The sequence below is a fragment of the Sorangium sp. So ce836 genome (assembly GCF_028553905.1).
Lineage (GTDB): Bacteria > Myxococcota_A > Polyangia > Polyangiales > Polyangiaceae > Sorangium > Sorangium cellulosum_D.
In genome coordinates this window covers 11,112,005-11,131,472 of the sequence record NZ_CP102233.1, presented here as the reverse complement: position 1 = coordinate 11,131,472, position 19,468 = coordinate 11,112,005, and the positions used below count along the sequence as shown (strand labels likewise).

Genomic DNA, 19,468 nt, shown 5'->3' with positions numbered 1-19,468 from the left:
TGCGGCGCCAAGCGCTGGTGCCAGCCGTGATCACAAAGTCGGCTGCCGGGAATTAGCGTCATCAAGCCAAGGAGGATCTGTGCGTCTAGCTTCACTACAAACTTTCACTTTGGTTTTAGGGTTCGCTGTCGTGGGTTGCGCGGGGTCGGACGATTCCTCTGGGGATCCCGGGTCGGGCGGCAGCTCGGCTGGGCCGGGGAGCGTGACCACGGGCGGCGTTACGAGCAGCGGCGTAACGACGACGACGACGACGACGACGACGAGCGGGGCCGGGGGCTCGGACGCGTCGAGCAGCGCGACCACGGGCGTCACGACCAGCAGCGGCGCGACGACGACGACGACGAGCGGGGCCGGGGGCTCGGACGGGACCGGGGGCGCGGGCGCGACCACGAGCGCGGGCGCGACCACGAGCGCGGGCGCGACCACGAGCTCGAGCTCGACCGGCGGCATGCCTGCGGCGTGCACGGAGCCCGACAGGGAGGTCTGCAACAATGGGACGAACACCCATTGCGGATACACCTACGAGTACTGGAAGGACTCGGGGAGTGGATGCCTGACCAACAAGAGTGATGGCTTCAGCGTAGATTGGAACAACATCAACAACTTGTTGGGTCGTAAAGGCCTGAGGCCCGGGTCCAAGGACCAGATCGTCACCTACGAAGCCAACTATCGCCCGAACGGGAATTCGTATCTGTGTGTCTATGGGTGGACCAAGGGCCCGCTCATCGAGTATTACATCGTCGACAGCTGGGGCACCTGGCGTCCGCCGGGCGGAGAGGGGTTCATGGGTACCGTCGACAGCGACGGCGGCTCCTATGACATCTACCGGACCGAGCGGAGGAACCAGCCTTCCATCGAGGGCACCGCGACCTTCTATCAGTTCTGGAGCGTCCGCAAGGAGAAGCGCACGAGCGGCACCATCACCGTTGCCAACCACTTCAACGCATGGCAGCGCCTCGGGATGAACCTGGGGAGCCTGTACGAGGTCTCGATGACCGTGGAAGGGTATCAAAGCAGCGGGCAGGCCGATGTAAAATTCTCGATGGAATGAACGCTGGGCCTTGAGCGCCGCCGCGCGCGGCGCGGATCCCGCCCGCCGAACATCCCGCGTGTCTTTCCTGTCACGGTTTGATAACGGCCGTCGAAGGCCGGGAATGCGTGAATGGCCTCCGGTGCTGGTGGCTCCGTAGTACCTGCCCATGGGTGGGCAGGAGGAGGAAACCACATGCACTGGCTCGAGCACGTTCAGAACCTGCGTCGTCTCACTCCGTCCCGCTCCCTGGGCTTGCGTGCCCTGGTCGGCGTCGGCCTCCTCGCGGGGGCAGGCCTGCTGCTCCCCGAGGTGGCCTCGGCGCAGGAGGAGGACCCCGTTCCCTGCCCGTTCGACGGCGTCCTCTGTCTCTTCGAGGAGGAGGGCTACGGCGGGGAGATCTTCAACGTCCGGGCGCTGAACCCGCAGGTGGGCACGTGCGTCAACCTCCCGGAGCACGGCTGGGAGGGAAGGGCGCACTCGGCCTACAACACCAACGGCGTCGGCGCCGCGATGTTCCCGAACGAGAACTGCCTCGGCTACCCGTACCCCATCTCGGCGGAGAGCGGCCTCAGCCCGCTGCCGTTCATCCCCAAGAGCGTCTACGTCTTCTGACGCCACGATGGGTGGAGCACCGCCTCCGCTAGAACGCTGAGGCGAAGATCCATTGATGAGAAGAGGACCGCGAGCGCGCCAGGGACGCGAGGGGAAGATCGGACGTCCCTTACAGCTGAACGCGGCCTGGCGGCCCTCGCAGCAGCCCTCGCCCCGCAGCCCGATCACGGCGCGCCCGCCCCGGAGACCTCCGGTCGACGGGGCGGGCGCCGTGATCGCGCTCGGGTGTCAGGGAGCCCGGCCGATGTGGATGAGCTGGTTCGGGAGGCGCTCGTGATCGCGAGCGCCCAACCCGGTGAGGGAGAGGGAGTCCGAGCTCAAGGCCCGGCGCTCATCTCATGGAGAAGTGCACGTTGGCAGAGCCGCTGCTCTGATACCCTTCGACGAGCATCGAGACCTCGTACAGGCTCCCCAGGTTCATCCCCAGGCGCGTCCATGCGTCGAAGTGGTTGCCGACGGTGATGGTGCCGCTCGTGCGCTTGTCCTTGCGGACGCTCCAGTACTGATAGAAGGTCGTGTTGCCCTCGATGGAAGGCTGATTGACGCGCTGGGTCCGGTAGATGTCATAGGTGCCCCCATCGCTGGTGACGGTACCCATGAACCCCTCGCCGCCCGGCGGACGCCAGCTGCCCCAGCTGTCGACGATGTAGTACTCGATGAGCGGGCCCTTGGTCCACCCATAGACACCCATGTACGAGTTGCCGTTCGGCCGGTAGTCGGCGGTGTAGTTGACGACCGTGTTCTTCGTGCCGGGCCTGATGCCTTTACGGCCGAGCAGGTTGTTGATGTTGCTCCACGTCACGTTGAAGCCATCGTTCGTGTTGGTCAGGCATCCGGTCCCGGTGTCCTTCCAATATTCGAAGGTGTAGCCGCAATGGGTGCCAGTTTGATTGGAGCAGAACTGGTTGTCGGCAGCCGTGCACGTGCTGCCGCCGCCCGCGCCGCCGCCGCCGCCCGCGCCGCCGCCGCCGCCCGCGCCGCCGCCGCCGCCCGCGCCGCCGCCGCCGCCTACGCCGGTGGTCGCCGAGGAGCTCGACGAGGAGCTCGTGGTCGAGCTCGAGCTGCTGCTCGACGAGGAGGATGTGGTCGTGCCGCTGGTCGTGCCGCCGCTGCCGGTGACCGAGACGATCGAAGGCCGCCCGGTGCCGTTCGCGCAGAACCCGAACTCCGTCGAGCGGCCCATGGGCACCGCTCCGTTATGGTCCACGTTCGTGGTGGTGATCTGCCCGCTCGATCCCGAGGGCTTCGCGTTCCACACGTTGTTCGTCGTCGAGCCGTTGAGCCCGATCACCACGCTCCAGCCGGTGGTCCCCGGGTTGCGGGTGTTGTTCTTCACCGTCACGTTCGCGCAGTAGCCGCTCCCCCAGTCCGACGTGACGGCGACGTTCGCCGTCATCGAGCGGTCCGAGCTGTCCAACGCGGAGTCGAGGAGCGCGGCGTCCTCGTCGTCCGCGATCTGCTCAACGCTGCACGCCAGCAGGCTGCATGCGACCGTAGCGGATAAGTAGCCAAGTAAGGTAGCGATGCGCATTTAAGATTTCTCCATGATCGAACCGGTTGAGCCGCGGTCTTGTGGTCGAGATGGATTTGTGAACCATCAAGACGCCCGCGAGCCCTCCGATTCTTTGGTTAGCGTTAACATTTTCCAGCCCGCGTGCTCGTGATCCGGTGATCACGAATGCTCCCGCGGGCCTGCGCCGACCACATGCCTGGCAATCACGATGTCTGTCGGGCAGCTGCTCACATCCGAGTACCGAGTGCGATAGGGCCGGGCATCACTCGGAGAAAGCAAGAACGACTCGGACGAACAGCGACGAGAAGCAAGCAACCCCGGCAAGTAGCATCACTCGGAGTCGGCCCTCGGCGGTCCTGCAACCGACTGCGCCGCCCGGCCGAGAACGGCCCGGACCGCCAAGAGGGATTAGGATATTCATACATACGTGGGGGGAAAGTCAAGAGTCTTTTCTATCCCCCCCCATCGCTTGTCCATGCAGCGCTCTCTGCAGCGCCGTGCAAGGTACAGTCCCGTTGCGCGCGCGGGTTCGATCCTAGAACCGGGGTAACCGGTTTTGTGGTGGAAATTCGTGCAGATACGCGCCGGATCATCGGGGGCGGCCTGATGCATCCACCTCGGGGCCGACGCGCCCAGGGCGCTCCGGATCGAGCAGCATCTCTCGAGCGTCGAGCCCGTCGATGCGATAGCGGAGCCGCCCGGAGACAATGTGGTTTACACCCCACACACCGGGTTTGATCGCATGGTTATTTTTCGCGGGCCGCTCGGGATCGAGCCTGCGTCGGACTCTGCCGTTCGCTCGTGCGCGACCGCCCCGTCGGGCACCGCCGGGCGCGGCTCAAAGCACGTACCGCACCCAGCACTCCTTCAGACCTCGCATCAGCAGCGAGAGGTTCCACGCCGGCGCCCGCCCTGTCCGCTCGAACCGCCCCGGGAGGGACGCCAGCACCTCGAGCCCGATCTTCGCCTCGGCGCGCGCGAGCGCCGCGCCGAGGCAGAAGTGGACGCCGTGGCCGAACGACAGCCCCACCTGCCGCTCGCGGTCGATATCGAACCGATCCGGATCCGGGAAGACCCGCTCGTCGCGGTTGGCCGAGCCGATGAGCGCCGCCACGAACGCGCCGGCCGGCACCTCGACGCCCCGGATCTCCACATCGGTCTTCGCCTGCCGCAAAGCGATCTGGGCCGGCGGCTCGAACCGCAGCGCCTCCTCGAGGAAGGCCGGGATCAGCGCCGGGTCCGCGCGGATCCGCGCGTACACCTCGGGGTGATCCATGAGGAGCACCAGCGCGGCGTCGAGCAGGTGGGTCGTCGCCTCGAACCCGGCGGCCAGCAGCAGGAAGAGGAAGCTCACGAGCTCGCGCTCGGTGAGCGCGACGCCGTCGAGCCGGGTCGAGAGGAGGTCGCTCACGAGATCGTCCCGCGGGGCGGCGCGCCGCGCCGCGATGACCTCCAGGAGGTACCGCTCGAGCTCGACGATGGTGGCGCGGATGCCCGGCCTCATCTCCGGCGTGGCCGCGGCGGTGGCGACGAAGTCCGCGGTCCAGCGCTGGAAATGGGCGCGCAGCGCCGGGTCGAGGCCGAGGAGATCGGCGATGGCCGCCGCCGGGAGGGGCATCGCGAGCTCGGCGTAGAAATCGAGCTCGCGCCCGGGCGTCAGCCGCTCGACGAACTCCCGGGTCACCGCGCGCAGCACGGGCTCGATCCGCGGGATCACGCGCGCGCTGAACGCGCGGGTCACGATGGCCCGCGTCTTCGTGTGCTCCGGCGGATCCATGAGCAGCAACGAGTCGGCCATCGGATTGCGATCGAGCCAGGGCGGGAGCACCCCGACCCGGCCGCCCTGCGCCGAGAACAGCTCGGTGTTCTTGAGGGCGAAGGCGACGTCGTCGTAACGGCTGAGCGCCCACAGACCTCCCGGATCGACCTGGCATACAGGAGCGGAGCGGCGCAGCTCCGCATAAAAAGGATACGGGTTCGCGCGCAGCTCCGGAGAGAGCAGATTCAGGCGATGGCTCATGCATCCTCCCTGGCGTCGGGCAGTTCGACGAAGCCCCTCATGGTCCGCGAACGCGCGGACAGCGTCAATGCGCGGGCGTCCGGGACGAAGGAAATGACCCCTTCGATCCATGGGCGGGTTATTGATACAGCGCCAATTTTCAGGAGGGCGGCGAAGCGCGTGGAAACGCGCGACGCGGCGCTAACGGCTGCTGAGCGGCTCCTTGTCGCGCGCCTCCGCGGCGAGGTATTGGCGCAGGTGACGGCGGAGCGAGACCCGCGTGATCCCGAGCGCGCTCGCCGTGCGGGTGACGTTGCCGCCCTGCGCGGCGTAGACCGCGAGGATGTGCCGGCGCACGGCCTCCCCGAGCGACGCGCTCCCCCGCGCCGGGGGCGACGGCCGCAGCGCGCCCGGCGGGCCCGAGCGCGGCGTCGCGGCGGCCGGCCGCGGCGCCGCGGCGATCTCGGGCGGCAGGTGCTCGAGATCGAGCGGCGCGCCGCGGGCGAGGAGGGACGCGCGCTCGACCACGCCCCGGAGCTCGCGGACGTTCCCCGGCCAGGGGTACGCCTCGAGCTGCGCGAGGGCGCGCGGGGTGATCCCGCCCCGCGGGAGCCCGGCGGCGGCGCTCTGGCGCTCCAGGAAGAGCTCGGCCAGCCGGCGCACGTCGCCGTCGCGCTCGCGCAGCGGCGGGAGCGAGAGCCCGAGCGCGCCGACGCGCTGGTGGAGCCCCTCGTGGAACGAGCCCTCCACCACGAGAGCGCCCAGATCGCGCGCCGTGGCGGCGATGACGCGCACGTCGGCGACCAGCGCCTCCCCGCCGCCGATCCGGCGGAACGGCGCGCCGTCGAGCACGCCGAGGAGCGGCGGCTGGAGCTCGAGCGGGAGCGCGCCGATCTCGTCGAGGAACAGCGTGCCCCCGTCGGCGAGCTCGAGCAGCCCGGGGCGCGCCGCGCGCCGCCCGTCCGCCCCCGCCTCCACGCCGAAGAGCTCCTCCCGCAGGCGCTCGGCCGGGAGGCGCGCCGCGCTCACCGCCACGAACGGCCCGCCCGCGCGCGGGCTCGCCGCGTGGAGCAGCCGCGCGCAGAGCTCCTTGCCCGTGCCCGGCTCGCCCGCGATGAGCAGCGGCGCGCGCGCGTGCTCCGAGAGCTCGCGCAGCCGCTCCATCGCGCGCGCCCAGCGCTCCGACGCGCCGACGACGCGCACCTCGCTCTCGTCCTCGATCCACAGGACGCGCGTCATCCCGCCACCGAAGGAGCAGAGGTGTTCGGTGCGCCGGGAAGGGGCTGCGCTTGCTTCCACATCGCATCTCCTCGATTCGTGAGCGACTCGTGGCAATTCGCGGGCAGACGGCGAGCGGCGCGTCTGCCGTTGTCGACGTCACCGCGCTGCCCTCGGCGCAGGCGGCGGCCGGGGATGAGCTACCGGGGACGACGACGGACGCTGGCGGGCGGCCGGCCACAATGATCAACGAAGGACGGTGACTGACAGATGCCGGATGATGTCACCCGGACAGCGACAACCACTCTACCGCGGATCAAGGTCGTGTGGGAAGGGAGAACCCGAGGGGGGCGACCGGCGCCGAAGAACTACGTGCTCAAAATTTGTGCGTGCGCGCGGACCTGGGTTAGTCGACCCGTGTACCCGAAAGGAGAGACGACGAGATGAGCTCGAAGCGCAAGACCCCGGCCCGCACGAAGACCACGAAGGTCCCGAGCCCGCTCGCTGCCCCCGCCGCCGCGACGCGGCCGGCCAGCGCGGTCTCCGCCCCCGCCGCCGTCGAGAGGCCCTCTCCGGCCGTGGAGCAGCTCGCGGCCGAGCGCGCGCGCGTCGAGGCCCCGAAGGCCGCGCCTCCGCCCCCGCGCCCGTCGCGCGAGGAGCGGCACCGCCTGATCGCCAAGGTGGCCTATGGATATGCCGAGAGGGCCGGCTTCCGGAACAACCCCGTTGAGGACTGGCTGAACGCCGAGCGAGAGGTCGACGCGCGGCTCGAGCGCCTCGCCAGCTGAGATCCTGCGCAGGCGGCCCGCGGCGCCGCCGCGCGCCGGCCCGCGCGCGGTCGACCGGCACGCTGGCGAGATCCAGCGAGGGTGTCCGCGGAGGGGGGAGGAAGGGGGGAGGGGAAGGAGCGCTGCGCGACGCCGCCGCGCTCCGGGGGCCGTCGAGGCTCGTAGAGGCGCCGCGGGATGGGTATCCTCGCGATGGACGTGGGCGATGGGCCCACGGATCGCGGTCCACGCGCGCGCCGGTCGCCTGGACCGCGAAGCTCCGCACCCCGATACTTTCGCCATGCATTCAGGTCACGTCCTCGCCAACCGCTTCCAGCTGGAACGCCTCGCGGGCTCCGGCGGGATGGGCGCGGTGTGGCGGGCGGTCGACCGGCAGAGCGGCCAGGCGGTGGCCCTCAAGGTGATCTTCAACCAGGGCCGGGAGCACGTCGTGCGCTTCCAGCGGGAAGCGCGCCTGCTCGCGGAGCTCGAGCACCCCGCCGTCGCCCGGTACATCGACCACGGCGTGACGGCGGACGGGCTCTACTACCTCGCCATGGAGTGGCTCGAGGGCGAGGACCTCGGCGCGCGGCTGTCGCGCGGGCCGCTCGGGATCGAGGCCAGCCTGATGCTCGTCGGCCGCGTCGCCGAGGCGCTCGCCGCCGTCCACGCGCGCGGCATCGTGCACCGCGACCTCAAGCCGACGAACGTGTTCCTGCCGCGCGGCGACATCGGGAGCGCGAAGCTCATCGACTTCGGCATCGCGCGCCAGGCGGACGCGACCTACGAGCTCACCCTCACCGGCTCGGCGATCGGCACGCCCGCCTACATGGCGCCGGAGCGGGTCCGCGGCGATCTCGACGTCGACGCGCGCGTCGACCTCTACTCGATCGGGTGCCTCCTGTTCGAGTGCCTCACCGGGCGCTCGCCGTTCGTCGCCCAGCACCCGCTGTCGGTCCTCGCCAAGGTGCTCTTCGAGGCCGCGCCGCGCCCGAGCACGTTCTGCCCGAACATCCCGCCGCCGCTCGATCTGCTCGTGACCCGGCTGCTCGCCAAGAACCCCGCGGAGCGCCCCGGGGACGCGGGCGAGGTCGCCGCCGAGCTCCGGATGCTGAGCGTCGTCGAGGGCAGCATGTCGAGCGGCACCGGCCTGCCGACCCCGGCGCTGACGAAGAGCGAGCGCCGGCTCGTCAGCGTCGTGCTCGCGGCCGAGATGAGCGCCGGCAAGCGCGGGCCGCCGTCGGGCCGCCCGCACGGCGCGGCGAGCCCGCCCCCGCGGGCCAACGACACGGTGCTGTCGGGCCACCACGCCACGGTCGTGTCCGGCAGCAGGGAGGCGCTGCCCGCGGACCTGTTCGCGCCGGCGCCGCCGGTGCGGCCCCGGCCCGCGCCGCCGCCGAGCACGCCGTTCCACGAGGTCCGGCAGGCCGCGCAGTCGCACGGCGCGGTCCTGGAGGTGCTCGCCGACGGCTCGGTCGCCGCGGTCGTCGCCGGCGCGGGCTCGCCGACCGACCTCGCCGCGAACGCCGCCCGCTGCGCCCTCTCGATCCACGCGCTCCTGCCCGGGGCGTGGGTGGCGCTGGCGACCGGCTGGGACGTCATCGCCGGGACGCAGGCGGTGGGGCAGGTCATCGACCGCGCCGGCGCGCTGCTCGACGCGCGGGTGCGCCACGCCTCGGACGACCCGTCCTCGGGCCGGCCGGTGCTCATCGACCAGATGACGGCCGCGCTCCTCGGCGATCGCTTCGAGATCGCCGCGGGCAGCCAGGGCCCCACGCTGCTCGGCGCGCGCGACCCGCAGGACGGCGGGCGCCGGGTGCTCGGCAAGGCCACGCCCTGCGTGGGGCGCGAGCGGGAGCTCCGGGCGCTCGAGGACCTGCTCGACGAGTGCGCCACCGAGGGGGTCGCGCGCGTCGTGCTGGTCACGGCCGGGGCCGGCGTCGGCAAGTCGCGGCTCGGCGGCGAGCTGATCCGGCGGGTCGAGGCGCGCAGCGAGCCGATCGCGGTGTGGCGCGCGCACGGCGATCCGATGCGCGGCGGGGCGCCGCTCGGGCTCGTCGCGGCGCTCGTGCGGCGGGAGGCGGGCCTCGTCGACGGCGAGCCGCTCGAGGCGCGCCGGGAGAAGCTCGCGGCGCGGGTCGCGCGGAACGTCGGCGCCGCCTCGCGGGAGCGGGTCGCGGAGATGCTCGGCGAGCTCTGCGACGCGCCGTTCCCGGAGAGCCCGGCGCTGCGCGCGGCCCGGCAGGACCGCGCGGTCCTCGAGGAGCAGATGCGGCGGGCGTTCCTCGATTTCCTGCGGGCCGAGTGCGACGCGCAGCCGGTGCTGATCGTGCTCGACGACGTGCAGTGGAGCGACCGGAGCTCGGTGGACGCGCTCGACGCGGCCCTCCGGCACCTGCGGCACCAGCCGCTCCTCTTGCTGGCGCTGGCGCGCCCCGGGGTGCGCGAGGCGTTCCCGGATCTCTGGGAGGACCGCGAGGCGACGGAGATGCGGCTCGGGGAGCTGTCGCGCCGCGCGTGCGAGCGGATCGTGCGCGAGGTCCTCGGCGACGCGCTCCCGGCGCCCGAGCTCGCGGCGCTGGTCGACCGGTCGGCGGGCAACGCGTTCTTCCTCGAGGAGCTCGTGCGCGCGACGGTGGAGCGGCCGGCGGGCGGGCTGCCGGAGACGGTGCTCGCGATGATGCAGTCGCGGATCTCGGCGCTCGAGCCCGAGGCGCGGCGGGTGCTGCGCGCCGGGGCGGTGATGGGCGAGGTGTTCTGGCGGGGGGGGCTGGAGGCGCTGCTCGGCGGGGGCGGGCAGGTGCCGCAGCTCGAGTCGTGGCTGCTCACGCTGGAGAAGCGCGAGCTGCTCGAGCCGCGGCCCGAGTCGACGCTGCGCGGGGAGGTGGAGCTCGCGTTCCGCCACGCGCTGGTGCGGGACGCGGCCTACGAGATGCTGACGGACGCGGATCGGGCGCTCGGCCACTGGCTCGCGGCCGAGTGGCTGGATCGCGTGGGCGGGGACGATCCGAAGGGGCTCGCGATGGTGGACCGGCACCTCGGCCGGGCGGCGGAGGAGGCGCTCGCGCTCGGCAACGCCGACGGCGCGGCGGGGCACCTCGCGCGCGCGGCGGGGGTCCGCGCGCGCCTGGGCCAGTTCGACGGGGCGATCGCCGCGATGACGCGGGCGTTCGAGCTGGCGGACGTGGCGCGGCGCGACCCGGGCGAGCTCGGCGGGTGGGTGGAGATCCTCTCGAAGGCGGTCGGCCACGGGCGCCGGGCGCCGTCGCTCTCGGCGGTGGCGGACCGCATCCTGTCGCGGGTGGACGCGGGCGCCTCGCTCGAGGTGCGGGCGAAGGTGCGCATCGAGCTCGCCCGCGCGCTCGGGGCGACGAACCTGTTCCGGATGTCGCACGACCTGCTCGACGACGTTGTCGAGATGGCGGTCGGGCGCCGCGAGCTCCTGCGCGAGGCGCTGACGGTGGACGTGGAGGTCTCGTGCCTGCAGGGGCAGTTCGCGCGCGCGCGGCGCGCCGCGCTCGACCTCGGCGCGCTCGGGCCGATCGAGGATCTGCGGGGCCTCCTGTCGGTCGCCCTGGCGCGGGCGACGTCGGGCGACCGGGCGGGCGCGATGGAGGCGCTGTCGCGCTCGGAGGCGGCGTCGGAGCCGGGGGATCGGGTGGCGGAGGCCGTGCGGGCGAAGCTGCTCGCGATGATCGAGCTCTACGCCGGGGATTTCCGGGCCGCGGTGCGGGCGTGCGAGCGCGCGCTCGAGCTGGACCGGGCGCTCGGGCTCCGCTTCGACGGGGTCGTCAATTTGCACAACCTCGCGTACGCGTGTGTGCGGCTGGGCGATCACGAGCGGGCGAGGGCGCTGTTCGCGGAGTCGCTGGAGCGGGCGGACGAGGCCGGGTACGACCGGGTGGCGGCCTCGAACCGGATGTACATCGCGTACCTCGACGGGGTGGAGGGGGTGGGGGACGCGCGCGAGCGGCTGAGGGAGCTCATCGCGCGGGCGGAGGAGCAGGGCTACTGGCACGACGTGCTGCAGGGCCGCTGGGCGGCGGCGATGCTGCTGAAGAACGCGCGCAACGACGCGCTCGCGCGGCGCGAGTTCGAGGACCTCCTGGAGCTGTCGGTGCGGCTCGGGGATCCGCTGCTGGAGAAGGACGCGCGCGCGTGGCTCGACCGCGCGGAGCGGTGAGGGGCGGCGGGGGCGCCCGGCGGCGCTCCGGACGTGCGTGATCCAGCGACCCGGAGAAGAAGACCGCCGAGGATTTTGGACACGCGGGGCTTCGTACCGGTTCGATCCGGCATCCCGGCACCACGCATACGTCGAGCCTACGACGATGGCCGTGCGATTTCCCATGGCCGGCGACAGGAAGCTGCGCGTGCCGGTCCACCGCGTGCGGGTCGTGGACGTACCGCGGGATCATCGAATGGCCGGGGCATCTTTCGTCATGTGGGACGAAGCGCGCCGTGATAGTTCATGTCCAGTCCTGCATGCGGTGCCCGAGGGCGGGCCGCGGACGCTCATAAGGATCGGATCACGCGATCGAGCAGTTCGACTCGGCGACCGACGCCGTGTGCCGGAGCGAGGCGCTCCGGGCGCGTGGGCCGCCCATTGCCATGGGAAGGGGCAGACCGATGAACATCCGTGAGCCCAAGGACGACAGCACCGCTGCTCCGAAAGCATCACCGGCCGCGCCGGACGCCGGAGCGCGCGGCAAGAGCCGAGACCCCGCGTCCATCGCCCGGGACAGGTCCGGTGGAGACACCGAGGCTCCGAAGGGCCTGCCCGGCGCGCCCAAGGCGCCGGCGCTGCCGGCGCCCGCGCTGCCGAAGGGCGGCGGCGCGATCCGCGGCGTCGACGAGAAGTTCTCGGCGAACCCAGTGACAGGCGCCGGCTCGTTCTCGATCCAGCTGCCGCTGAGCCCCGGCCGCGCCGGGTTCGGGCCAGCGATGGCGGTCACGTACGACTCCGGGGCTGGCAACGGCCCGTTCGGCGCCGGTTGGCAGCTGTCGATCCCGCGCATCACGCGAAAGACCGACAAGGGCCTTCCGCGTTACGACGACGCTCATGAGACCGACGTGTTCGTGCTGTCCGGCGCGGAGGATCTCGTGCCCGCGCGGTCGCTCGACGGCGCCGAGCTCGACCGGTACCAGACGGAGGACGAGCGGGTGATCCGCTACCGTCCCCGCGTGGAGGGCGCGTTCGCACGGATCGAGCGCCGCGAGGTGAAGGCGAGCGGGAATGTGTACTGGACGGCGACGACGCCGGACAACATCACGAGCGTCTACGGGCGGAGCTCGGAGGCGCGGATCGCCGACCCGGCCAGGCCGGAGCGCATCTTCTCGTGGCTGCTGGAGGAGACCCGGGACGACAAGGGCAATGTCGTTGCCTACGCGTACAAGGCGGAGGACCTGACCGGCGTGGCGCGCGACGAGGCGGCGGAGAGCCACCGCCACGCGGGCCGCGCGGCGGTCGCGAACCGCTATCTCAAGCGCGTCCGTTACGGGAACACCGTGCCGGGCGACGCGGAGAGCAGCCTGTTCGAGGTCGTCTTCGATTACGGCGAGCACGACGCCGCGGCGCCCACGCCCGAGGAGAGCGCTTCGTGGCCGGTCCGCCAGGACCCGTTCTCGGTGTACCGCGCCGGCTTCGAGATCCGCACGTACCGGCTCTGCCGTCGCGTGCTGATGTTTCACCGGATGTCCGAGCTCGGCGAGGCGCCGTGCCTCGTCCGGTCGCTCGACCTCACGTATGCGGAGAACGCTTACCTCACGCGCCTCGCCACCGCGACGCAGGCCGGCTATGTGCGCGATCCGCAGACCCAGGCGTACAGCCGCGAGGCGCTCCCGCCGATCGCGCTGACGTACAGCGAGCCGGCGATTCACCGCGAGGTGAAGTCGCTCGACCCCGAGAGTCTGCGCGACCTGCCCGGCGGCGCGACGGGGGCTGGGCGGCGGTGGGTCGATCTCGACGGAGAGGCGCTGCCCGGCGTGCTGATCGAGGAAGGCGAGGCGCTGTATTACAAGCAGAACCTCGGCGGGGGCCTCCTGTCTCCGGCGCGGCCGCTGCCGTCGCGGCCGGCGATCCTGAACGGCGGGCAGCTGCTCGACGTCGACGGGGACGGGCGCAAGGAGATGGTGGTGTTCGAGCGACCGGTGGCGGGCTACTTCGACCGCACCGACGCGGGCTGGGCGGCGTTTCGGCCGTTCGCGTCGCAGCCGAACGTCGACTGGAGCGACCCGAACGTCCGTCTCATCGATCTGAACGGCGACGGCCACGAGGACATCCTGATCACGGGGCCGGACACGTTCACGTGGTATCCGTCGCTCGCCAAGGGCGGCTTCGACCGGCCTATCACGATTGCGCGCCCGAGCGACGAGGAGCGCGGGCCGGCGCTCGTGTTCGCCGACGCGGCGCAGAGCATCTTCCTGGCCGACATGAGCGGCGACGGGCTGGTCGACCTCGTGCGGATCCGGAACGGTAACGTGTGCTACTGGCCGAACCTCGGTCATTGCCGCTTCGGCGCGAAGGTGCAGATGGGCGGCAGCATGCGGTTCGATTACTCGGACCGCTTCGACCCGAAGCGCATCCGGCTCGCGGACGTGGACGGCTCGGGGACGACCGACATCGTTTACCTGCACCCGGACGGCGTGCGCTTCTATGCGAACAACGCCGGCAACACGCTGGCTGCGCCGGTGATCCTGCCGCGGCTGCCGGACGTGAGCGAGCTCGCGGCGGTCGACGTGATCGATCTGCTCGGCTCCGGGACCGGGTGCCTGGTGTGGGCCTCGTCGCTGCCCGGGGCGCGCCCGGCGGTGCGCTACATCGATCTGCTCGGGAGCAAGAAGCCGCATCTGTTGACGTCGGTCGCCAACAACCTCGGCAGAACCACGACGGTGACGTATGCGCCGTCGACGAAGTTCTACCTCGCCGACCGGGCGGCGGGCCGCCCCTGGGTGACGAAGCTGCCGTTCGTGGTGCACGTCATCGAGCGCGTCGAGGTGTTCGACGCGATCTCGCGGCATCGCTTCGTGACGACGTATGCTTACCACCACGGCGACTACGACGGGGTGGAGCGGGAGATGCGCGGCTTCGGCATGGTGGAGCAGCGGGACACGGAGTCGTTCTCGGCGTTCAGCGGGACGGGCTTCGCGCCGCCCGCGGCGAACGCCGATCCCGAGCTGCACCTGCCGCCGGTGCTGACGAAGACGTGGTTTCACACGGGCGCCTGGGTCGAGGGTGCGAAGATCTCGGCGCAGTACGAGAGCGAGTATTACGCCGGCGACGCAGGGGCGGTTCGCCTGGAGGATACGGTGCTTGCCGAGGGGCTCAGCGCCGTGGAAATGCGCGAGGCGTGCCGGGCGCTCAAGGGACGGCCCCTCCGCCAGGAGGTTTATGCGCTCGACGGCTCGGCGGAGGAGCCGCGTCCGTACGTCGTCACGGAGAGCAGCTACGGGCTCCGGCGGCTCCAGCCCGCGGTGGGCGGTGCGCACGCCGTGTTCTTCGCCCATCCGCGCGAGGCGCTGGAGTACCATTACGAGCGCAACGAGAGCGATCCGCGCGTGGCGCACGCGCTCACGCTGGAGGTCGACAACCACGGCGCGGTCAAGCGGACGGCGCAGATCGGGTATCGCCGCCGGGCGGCGTGGGCGGAGTTCCCCGAGCAGGAGGAGGGGAAGGCGACGCTGACGGAGCACGAGGTGGTGCACCTGGTCCCCGACGAGGCGGGTGCTTATCGGATCGGGGTCCCGACCGGGAGCCGGACCTACGAGCTGCACGGCCTGCCGCTCGGCTCGGACGGTGTGCTCGCGTTCCAGGACGTCCTCGACGCGGCAGATGGCGCGGCGGACCTCGCTTACGACGGGACGCCGAGCGGGGCCTTCCAGAAGCGCCTGCTGCAGCACACGCGCACGAGGTACTGGAGCGACGATCTCACGGGGCCGCTGCCGTTCGGCGAGATCGGCAGCAGGGCGCTGCCGTATGAGAGCTACGCGAAGATCCTCACGCCCTCTCTGATTACATCCGTGTTCGGAGCCAGCGTCACGAGCGGCGTGCTCGCGGAGGGCGGCTACCTGCAGCTCTCGGGCGACGCGGACTACTGGGTGTCCTCGGGGCGGGCGGTGCCCTCGGCGGCCCACTTCTACCAGCCGACGGCGTTCGTCGATCCGTTCGGCAACACGTCGCAGGTGGCCTATGACGCGTATCGCCTGCTCGTGACCCAGGTGACGGATCCGCTAAGCAATGCCGTGATTGCCGTCCCCGACTACCGCGTCCTCGCCCCGTGGCAGCTCACCGATGCCAACGGCAACGTGAGCGAGGTGCGCTTCGACGCGCTGGGCAGGGTCACGGCGATGGCGGTGATGGGCAAGCCGGGGGCCGGCGAGGGCGACACGCCCGAGGACCCGACGGTCACGTTCACCTACGATCTGGAGCGATTCCAGAGCACTGGCAAGCCGAACGTGGTGCACGCCCGCGCCCGCGAGCAGCACGGCGCTGGCAACACGCGCTGGCTGGACACGTATACGTACTCCGACGGCTCGGGCAACGAGGTGCTGCGCAAGGTGAACGCCGAGCCGGGGCTGGCGCCCGAGCGTGACGGGAACGGCGCGCTGGTGCACGACGCGCAGGGCAACCTGGTCTTCTCGCACGCGACGCCGCGCTGGGTCGGCACCGGGCGCACGGTGCTGGACAACAAGGGCAATCCGGTCAAGCAGTACGAGCCGTTCTTCAGCGCGACGTACGAGTACGAGGACGAAGCGGAGCTCGTGGAGTGGGGGGTCACGCCGATCCTGCGGTACGACCCGCTCGGCCGGCTCATCCGGACCGACCTTCCGAACGGAACGTTCTCGCGGGTGGTGTTCGATGCGTGGAAGCAGACGTCGCACGATCCGAACGACACGGTGCTGGAGAGCGCGTGGTACGCGGCGCGCCAGGCGCTGGCTGCGGGCGACCCGGAGCGGCGGGCGGCGAACCTCGCGGCGGCGCACGCCGGGACGCCGGCGGTGAGCCACCTGGACGCGCTGGGGCGGGTGTTCCGCGCCGTGGCGGACAACGGGGCCGAGGGGCAGTACGTCACGCAGAGCACGCTGGATATCGAGGGTCAGCCGCTCCTGATCACGGACGCGCGCGGCAACCAGGCGATGCAGCACCGGTTCGGGCTGGGCGGGCAGCTGCTGGTTCAGAACAGCAACGACGGCGGGGAGCGGCGGATGCTGGCGGGCGCGACCGGCCAGCGGCTGCGGGCGTGGAACGGGCGAGGGTTCGCCTACCGCTCGTCGTACGATGTCCTGCGCCGGCCGACGCACGAGCACGTGCAGCTGGGCTCGGGCAGCGAGCGGGTGGCGCGCCGTTACGTCTATGGCGAAGCGCATTCGCAGGCGACGTCGCTGAACCTGCGCGGTCGGCCGTACCAGGTGTATGATGGCGCGGGTGTGGTGACGAGCCAGGCGTACGACTTCAAGGGCAACGTGCTGGAGGCGTCGCGGCGGCTGCGGAGCGACGTGCACGCGGACGCCGACTGGTCGGTGCTGGCGGGGCTGACGGATGTGTCTGCCATCGCGACGGCGGCCGAGCCGCTGCTGGAGACGGAGAGCTTCGGGACGCAGACGGCGTACGACGCGCTGAACCGGCCGACGAGCGTGACGGCGCCGGACGCGAGCGAGGTGAAGCCGACGTACAACGAGGCGGGGCTGCTGGAGCGGGTGGAGGCGCGGATTCGCGGCGCGGTGGCGTGGACGACGTTCGTGGGCGACATCGATTACGACGCGAAGGGGCAGCGCGAGCGGATCGAGTATGGCAACGGCACCTTCACGGATTATACGTATGACTCGCTGACGTACCGGCTCTCGCGCCTGAAGACGACGCGGAGCTCGGACAGCGCGGTGCTGCAGAACCTGAGGTACGTGTACGACCCGGTCGGGAACATCGTGGAGATCGGGGACAGCGCGCAGCAGATGGTGTTCTTCAACAACGATGTGGTGTCGCCGAGCGCGCAGTACGTGTACGACGCGGTCTACCGGCTGATCGAGGCGACGGGGCGGGAGCACGCGGGCGGGCTGTCGGACGCGCCGCGCGACCAGAACGATCTGCCGATCCAGTCGCTGCCACACCCGAACGACCCGCAGGCGCTGAGGAACTATACGGAGCAGTATGTCTACGACGCGGTGGGGAACCTGCTGAGGATGGTGCACCAGGCGGGGACGGGGTGCTGGACGCGGCGGTATGCCTACGAGGCGACGAGCAACCGGCTGCTGAGCACAAGCCTGCCGGGGGACCCGATGAACGGGCCCTACAGCGCGACATATGCGCATGACGCGCACGGCAACATGACGGCCATGCCGCACATCACGGAGCTCACCTGGGATGAGAACGACCAGGTGCGGAGCACGGATCTCGGAGGCGGCGGCGATGTCTATTACGACTACGACGCTGCGGGGCAGCGCGTGCGCAAGGTGTGGGAGCACAGCGGGCTGGTGGAGGAGCGCATCTATCTCGGCGGCTACGAGGTGTACCGACGGCGCAACGGGTCGGGGCTGGTGCTGGAGCGGCAGACGCTGCACGTGATGGATGGCGCGCGGCGGGTGGCGATGGTGGAGACCAAGACGGTCGACACGGCGGGACCGTTCACGGTGACCCCGCGGGTGCGCTACCAGCTCGACAACCACCTCGGGTCGGCGTCGCTGGAGGTGGACGGGGCGGGGCTCGTGATCGGCTACGAGGAGTATCATCCCTACGGGACGACGGCGTACTGGTCGGCCAGCAGCGCCGCGGAGGTGAGCCGGAAGCGGTACCGGTACACGGGCAAGGAGAAGGACGAGGAGACCGGGCTTTACTACCACGGGGCGCGGTACTGCGCGCCGTGGCTGGGAAGATGTACGAGCGCGGATCCGGCGGGGATGGCGGATGGACCGAACTTGTATAGTTATGTGACGGGGAATCCCGTTGCGATGATTGACCCGAGTGGCATGGCCGGCGACGAGCCGAACTATGGACTTGAATCGCTCCAGCACATCAACACAGTGAACGCGGCGGACCTGGGGCTCAAGGGCGCAACGGAAGAAGAAAAGAAGGCACAGCTGGCGCAGGCCAAGAGGACCCCCGTAAAGGTAACGAAAGCGCCCGCTCTCCCGGTCCAGGAGATCCGCCCCGAGCACCCGCTCGCCGGCGACATGGAGAAGGTCCGACGGGCGGCGGAGCTGTCGTCCATTCCACCCGACCAGAGAGAGCTTCGAGAGGCGGCTGCGCGGCACCTTCGCTATGGTCCAGTAGAGGCCGTCCTTGTCGAAGGTGAAGCGGCCAAAGAAAGGATCGAGGCCGAGATCGAGTCTCTCGAGGCGAAGGAGGCGAGCGTCCATCCGAATGCGATCAAACTCCAGGTGGAGCTTGAGAAGCAGGGCGTGCTCCCGCCACGGCTCACGGGGCCGAAGGGGGCCATCCTACCCGGACCAATCGAACGAGATCCGGCTGGGGGTTATCGGATTCAGCAGCCGATCCCGTCGCTCGTTCCGGGTAGCGACGTGAGCATCACGCAGGCGGTTCGTGATGATGCTTACACGTTGTCGCGACATACCCTCGGCGGGGCGCAGGTCGCGAGAGATCTGCGACGAGGGAGGGAAGCCCACGTGTTCAACGAGGGAGTGGATCTCGCGAGGCTGGAGGCCGAAGTTTGGGCTAGAGGCTCTGCGGGGGGCATGATCCGAGATGCAGAGCGGTTCTCGGTTACTTTCGACCAACCGATCGGGAGGCGAATTCAGGCAGGCCGGCCGGACGTGCCGCTTCGTACGGTCGAGATCAAGGGCCGTTTAGATCCTGTGATGAACGTATGGAAGTATCACCTTGTACCAAGGCCGAGGCCAGCGCGATGACGAAAGAGACGTGGGTTGAGATCTGGATAGAGAGCTCCTCCCGGGGCCGGTACCTCCTCGTACTGCGGCCATGTGATGAGGGCGGTTTCGAACTGCGGGATCCGCAGAAGGGCGGCGAAACCGTGGAGAGGTTTGCGACCTATGAAGATGCGGTTCACTGGTTGAACGAGGACGAATATGATCTCGTCGAGGGTCGTTGGCACTACGAGTGATCCGCGTCTGGGTGTGGCGGTAATTGGCCGTCCTCCTATGGGGACGCCGAGTCCAAGCGGTGAGTACCATTTGCGAACCTCCGATAGCACTCGGCCTTAAGTATAGATTTATACTTCGGTAAGGCAGAGGGCCCCCTCCTGCCCTGCAGGGCTGCGGGGCGGCGCGTCTCGTGCATAGGCACCGCCCCGCCACGGACAGCTCGGCGCCCGGCTCGGTCGGACGCAGCGCTCCTGCACCAACCCGCAGCGCTCAATGAG

10 protein-coding genes are annotated in these 19,468 nt (G+C 70.5%); 6 read left to right on the top strand and 4 right to left on the bottom strand.

The features are described 5' to 3' along the window. Window positions 1–202: 202 nt before the first annotated feature. Window positions 203–1,051 carry a glycoside hydrolase family 11 protein gene (locus NQZ70_RS40550; protein ID WP_129581868.1) on the top strand — a complete coding sequence of 283 codons (849 nt, stop codon included), beginning with the start codon at window positions 203–205 and terminating at the stop codon, window positions 1,049–1,051. A 174-nt stretch (window positions 1,052–1,225) separates the two neighbouring features. Then, window positions 1,226–1,645, top strand: coding sequence for a peptidase inhibitor family I36 protein (locus NQZ70_RS40545; protein ID WP_165374410.1), 420 nt, complete (start codon window positions 1,226–1,228; stop codon window positions 1,643–1,645). A 331-nt stretch (window positions 1,646–1,976) separates the two neighbouring features. Here NQZ70_RS40545 and NQZ70_RS40540 read toward each other — a convergent pair whose 3' ends face one another. From NQZ70_RS40540 to NQZ70_RS40525, 4 genes are all read right to left on the bottom strand, one after another. After that, the gene (locus NQZ70_RS40540) at window positions 1,977–3,176 is read right to left on the bottom strand and encodes a glycoside hydrolase family 11 protein (RefSeq protein ID WP_129579000.1); all 1,200 of its coding nucleotides are present in this window, start codon (window positions 3,174–3,176) and stop codon (window positions 1,977–1,979) included. Between the two features lie 571 nt (window positions 3,177–3,747). Further along, the gene (locus NQZ70_RS40535) at window positions 3,748–3,885 is read right to left on the bottom strand and encodes a hypothetical protein (RefSeq protein ID WP_237244494.1); all 138 of its coding nucleotides are present in this window, start codon (window positions 3,883–3,885) and stop codon (window positions 3,748–3,750) included. A 111-nt stretch (window positions 3,886–3,996) separates the two neighbouring features. After that, complete coding sequence (locus tag NQZ70_RS40530) at window positions 3,997–5,178, bottom strand: cytochrome P450 (protein ID WP_129578999.1); 1,182 nt, start codon at window positions 5,176–5,178, stop codon at window positions 3,997–3,999. A gap of 180 nt (window positions 5,179–5,358) precedes the next feature. Then, on the bottom strand, window positions 5,359–6,396 hold the full coding sequence (locus NQZ70_RS40525; protein WP_129578998.1) for a sigma 54-interacting transcriptional regulator: 1,038 nt from the start codon (window positions 6,394–6,396) through the stop codon (window positions 5,359–5,361). A 422-nt stretch (window positions 6,397–6,818) separates the two neighbouring features. Here NQZ70_RS40525 and NQZ70_RS40520 point away from each other — a divergent pair, with 422 nt between their 5' ends. The 4 genes from NQZ70_RS40520 (at window position 6,819) to NQZ70_RS40505 (ending at window position 19,210) form a co-directional block, all read left to right on the top strand. Beyond that, the gene (locus NQZ70_RS40520; protein ID WP_129578997.1) at window positions 6,819–7,163 is read left to right on the top strand and encodes a DUF2934 domain-containing protein; all 345 of its coding nucleotides are present in this window, start codon (window positions 6,819–6,821) and stop codon (window positions 7,161–7,163) included. Window positions 7,164–7,443: 280 nt separating this feature from the next. Then, window positions 7,444–11,325 carry a serine/threonine-protein kinase gene (locus tag NQZ70_RS40515; RefSeq protein WP_129578996.1) on the top strand — a complete coding sequence of 1,294 codons (3,882 nt, stop codon included), beginning with the start codon at window positions 7,444–7,446 and terminating at the stop codon, window positions 11,323–11,325. A 443-nt stretch (window positions 11,326–11,768) separates the two neighbouring features. Beyond that, a complete protein-coding gene (locus NQZ70_RS40510) occupies window positions 11,769–18,998 on the top strand; it encodes a DUF6972 family protein (RefSeq protein WP_129578995.1) in 7,230 nt (2,409 codons plus the stop codon). Further along, window positions 18,995–19,210 carry a hypothetical protein gene (locus NQZ70_RS40505; protein WP_129578994.1) on the top strand — a complete coding sequence of 72 codons (216 nt, stop codon included), beginning with the start codon at window positions 18,995–18,997 and terminating at the stop codon, window positions 19,208–19,210. Before NQZ70_RS40510 ends, NQZ70_RS40505 begins: the two co-directional genes overlap by 4 nt. Window positions 19,211–19,468: the final 258 nt, after the last annotated feature.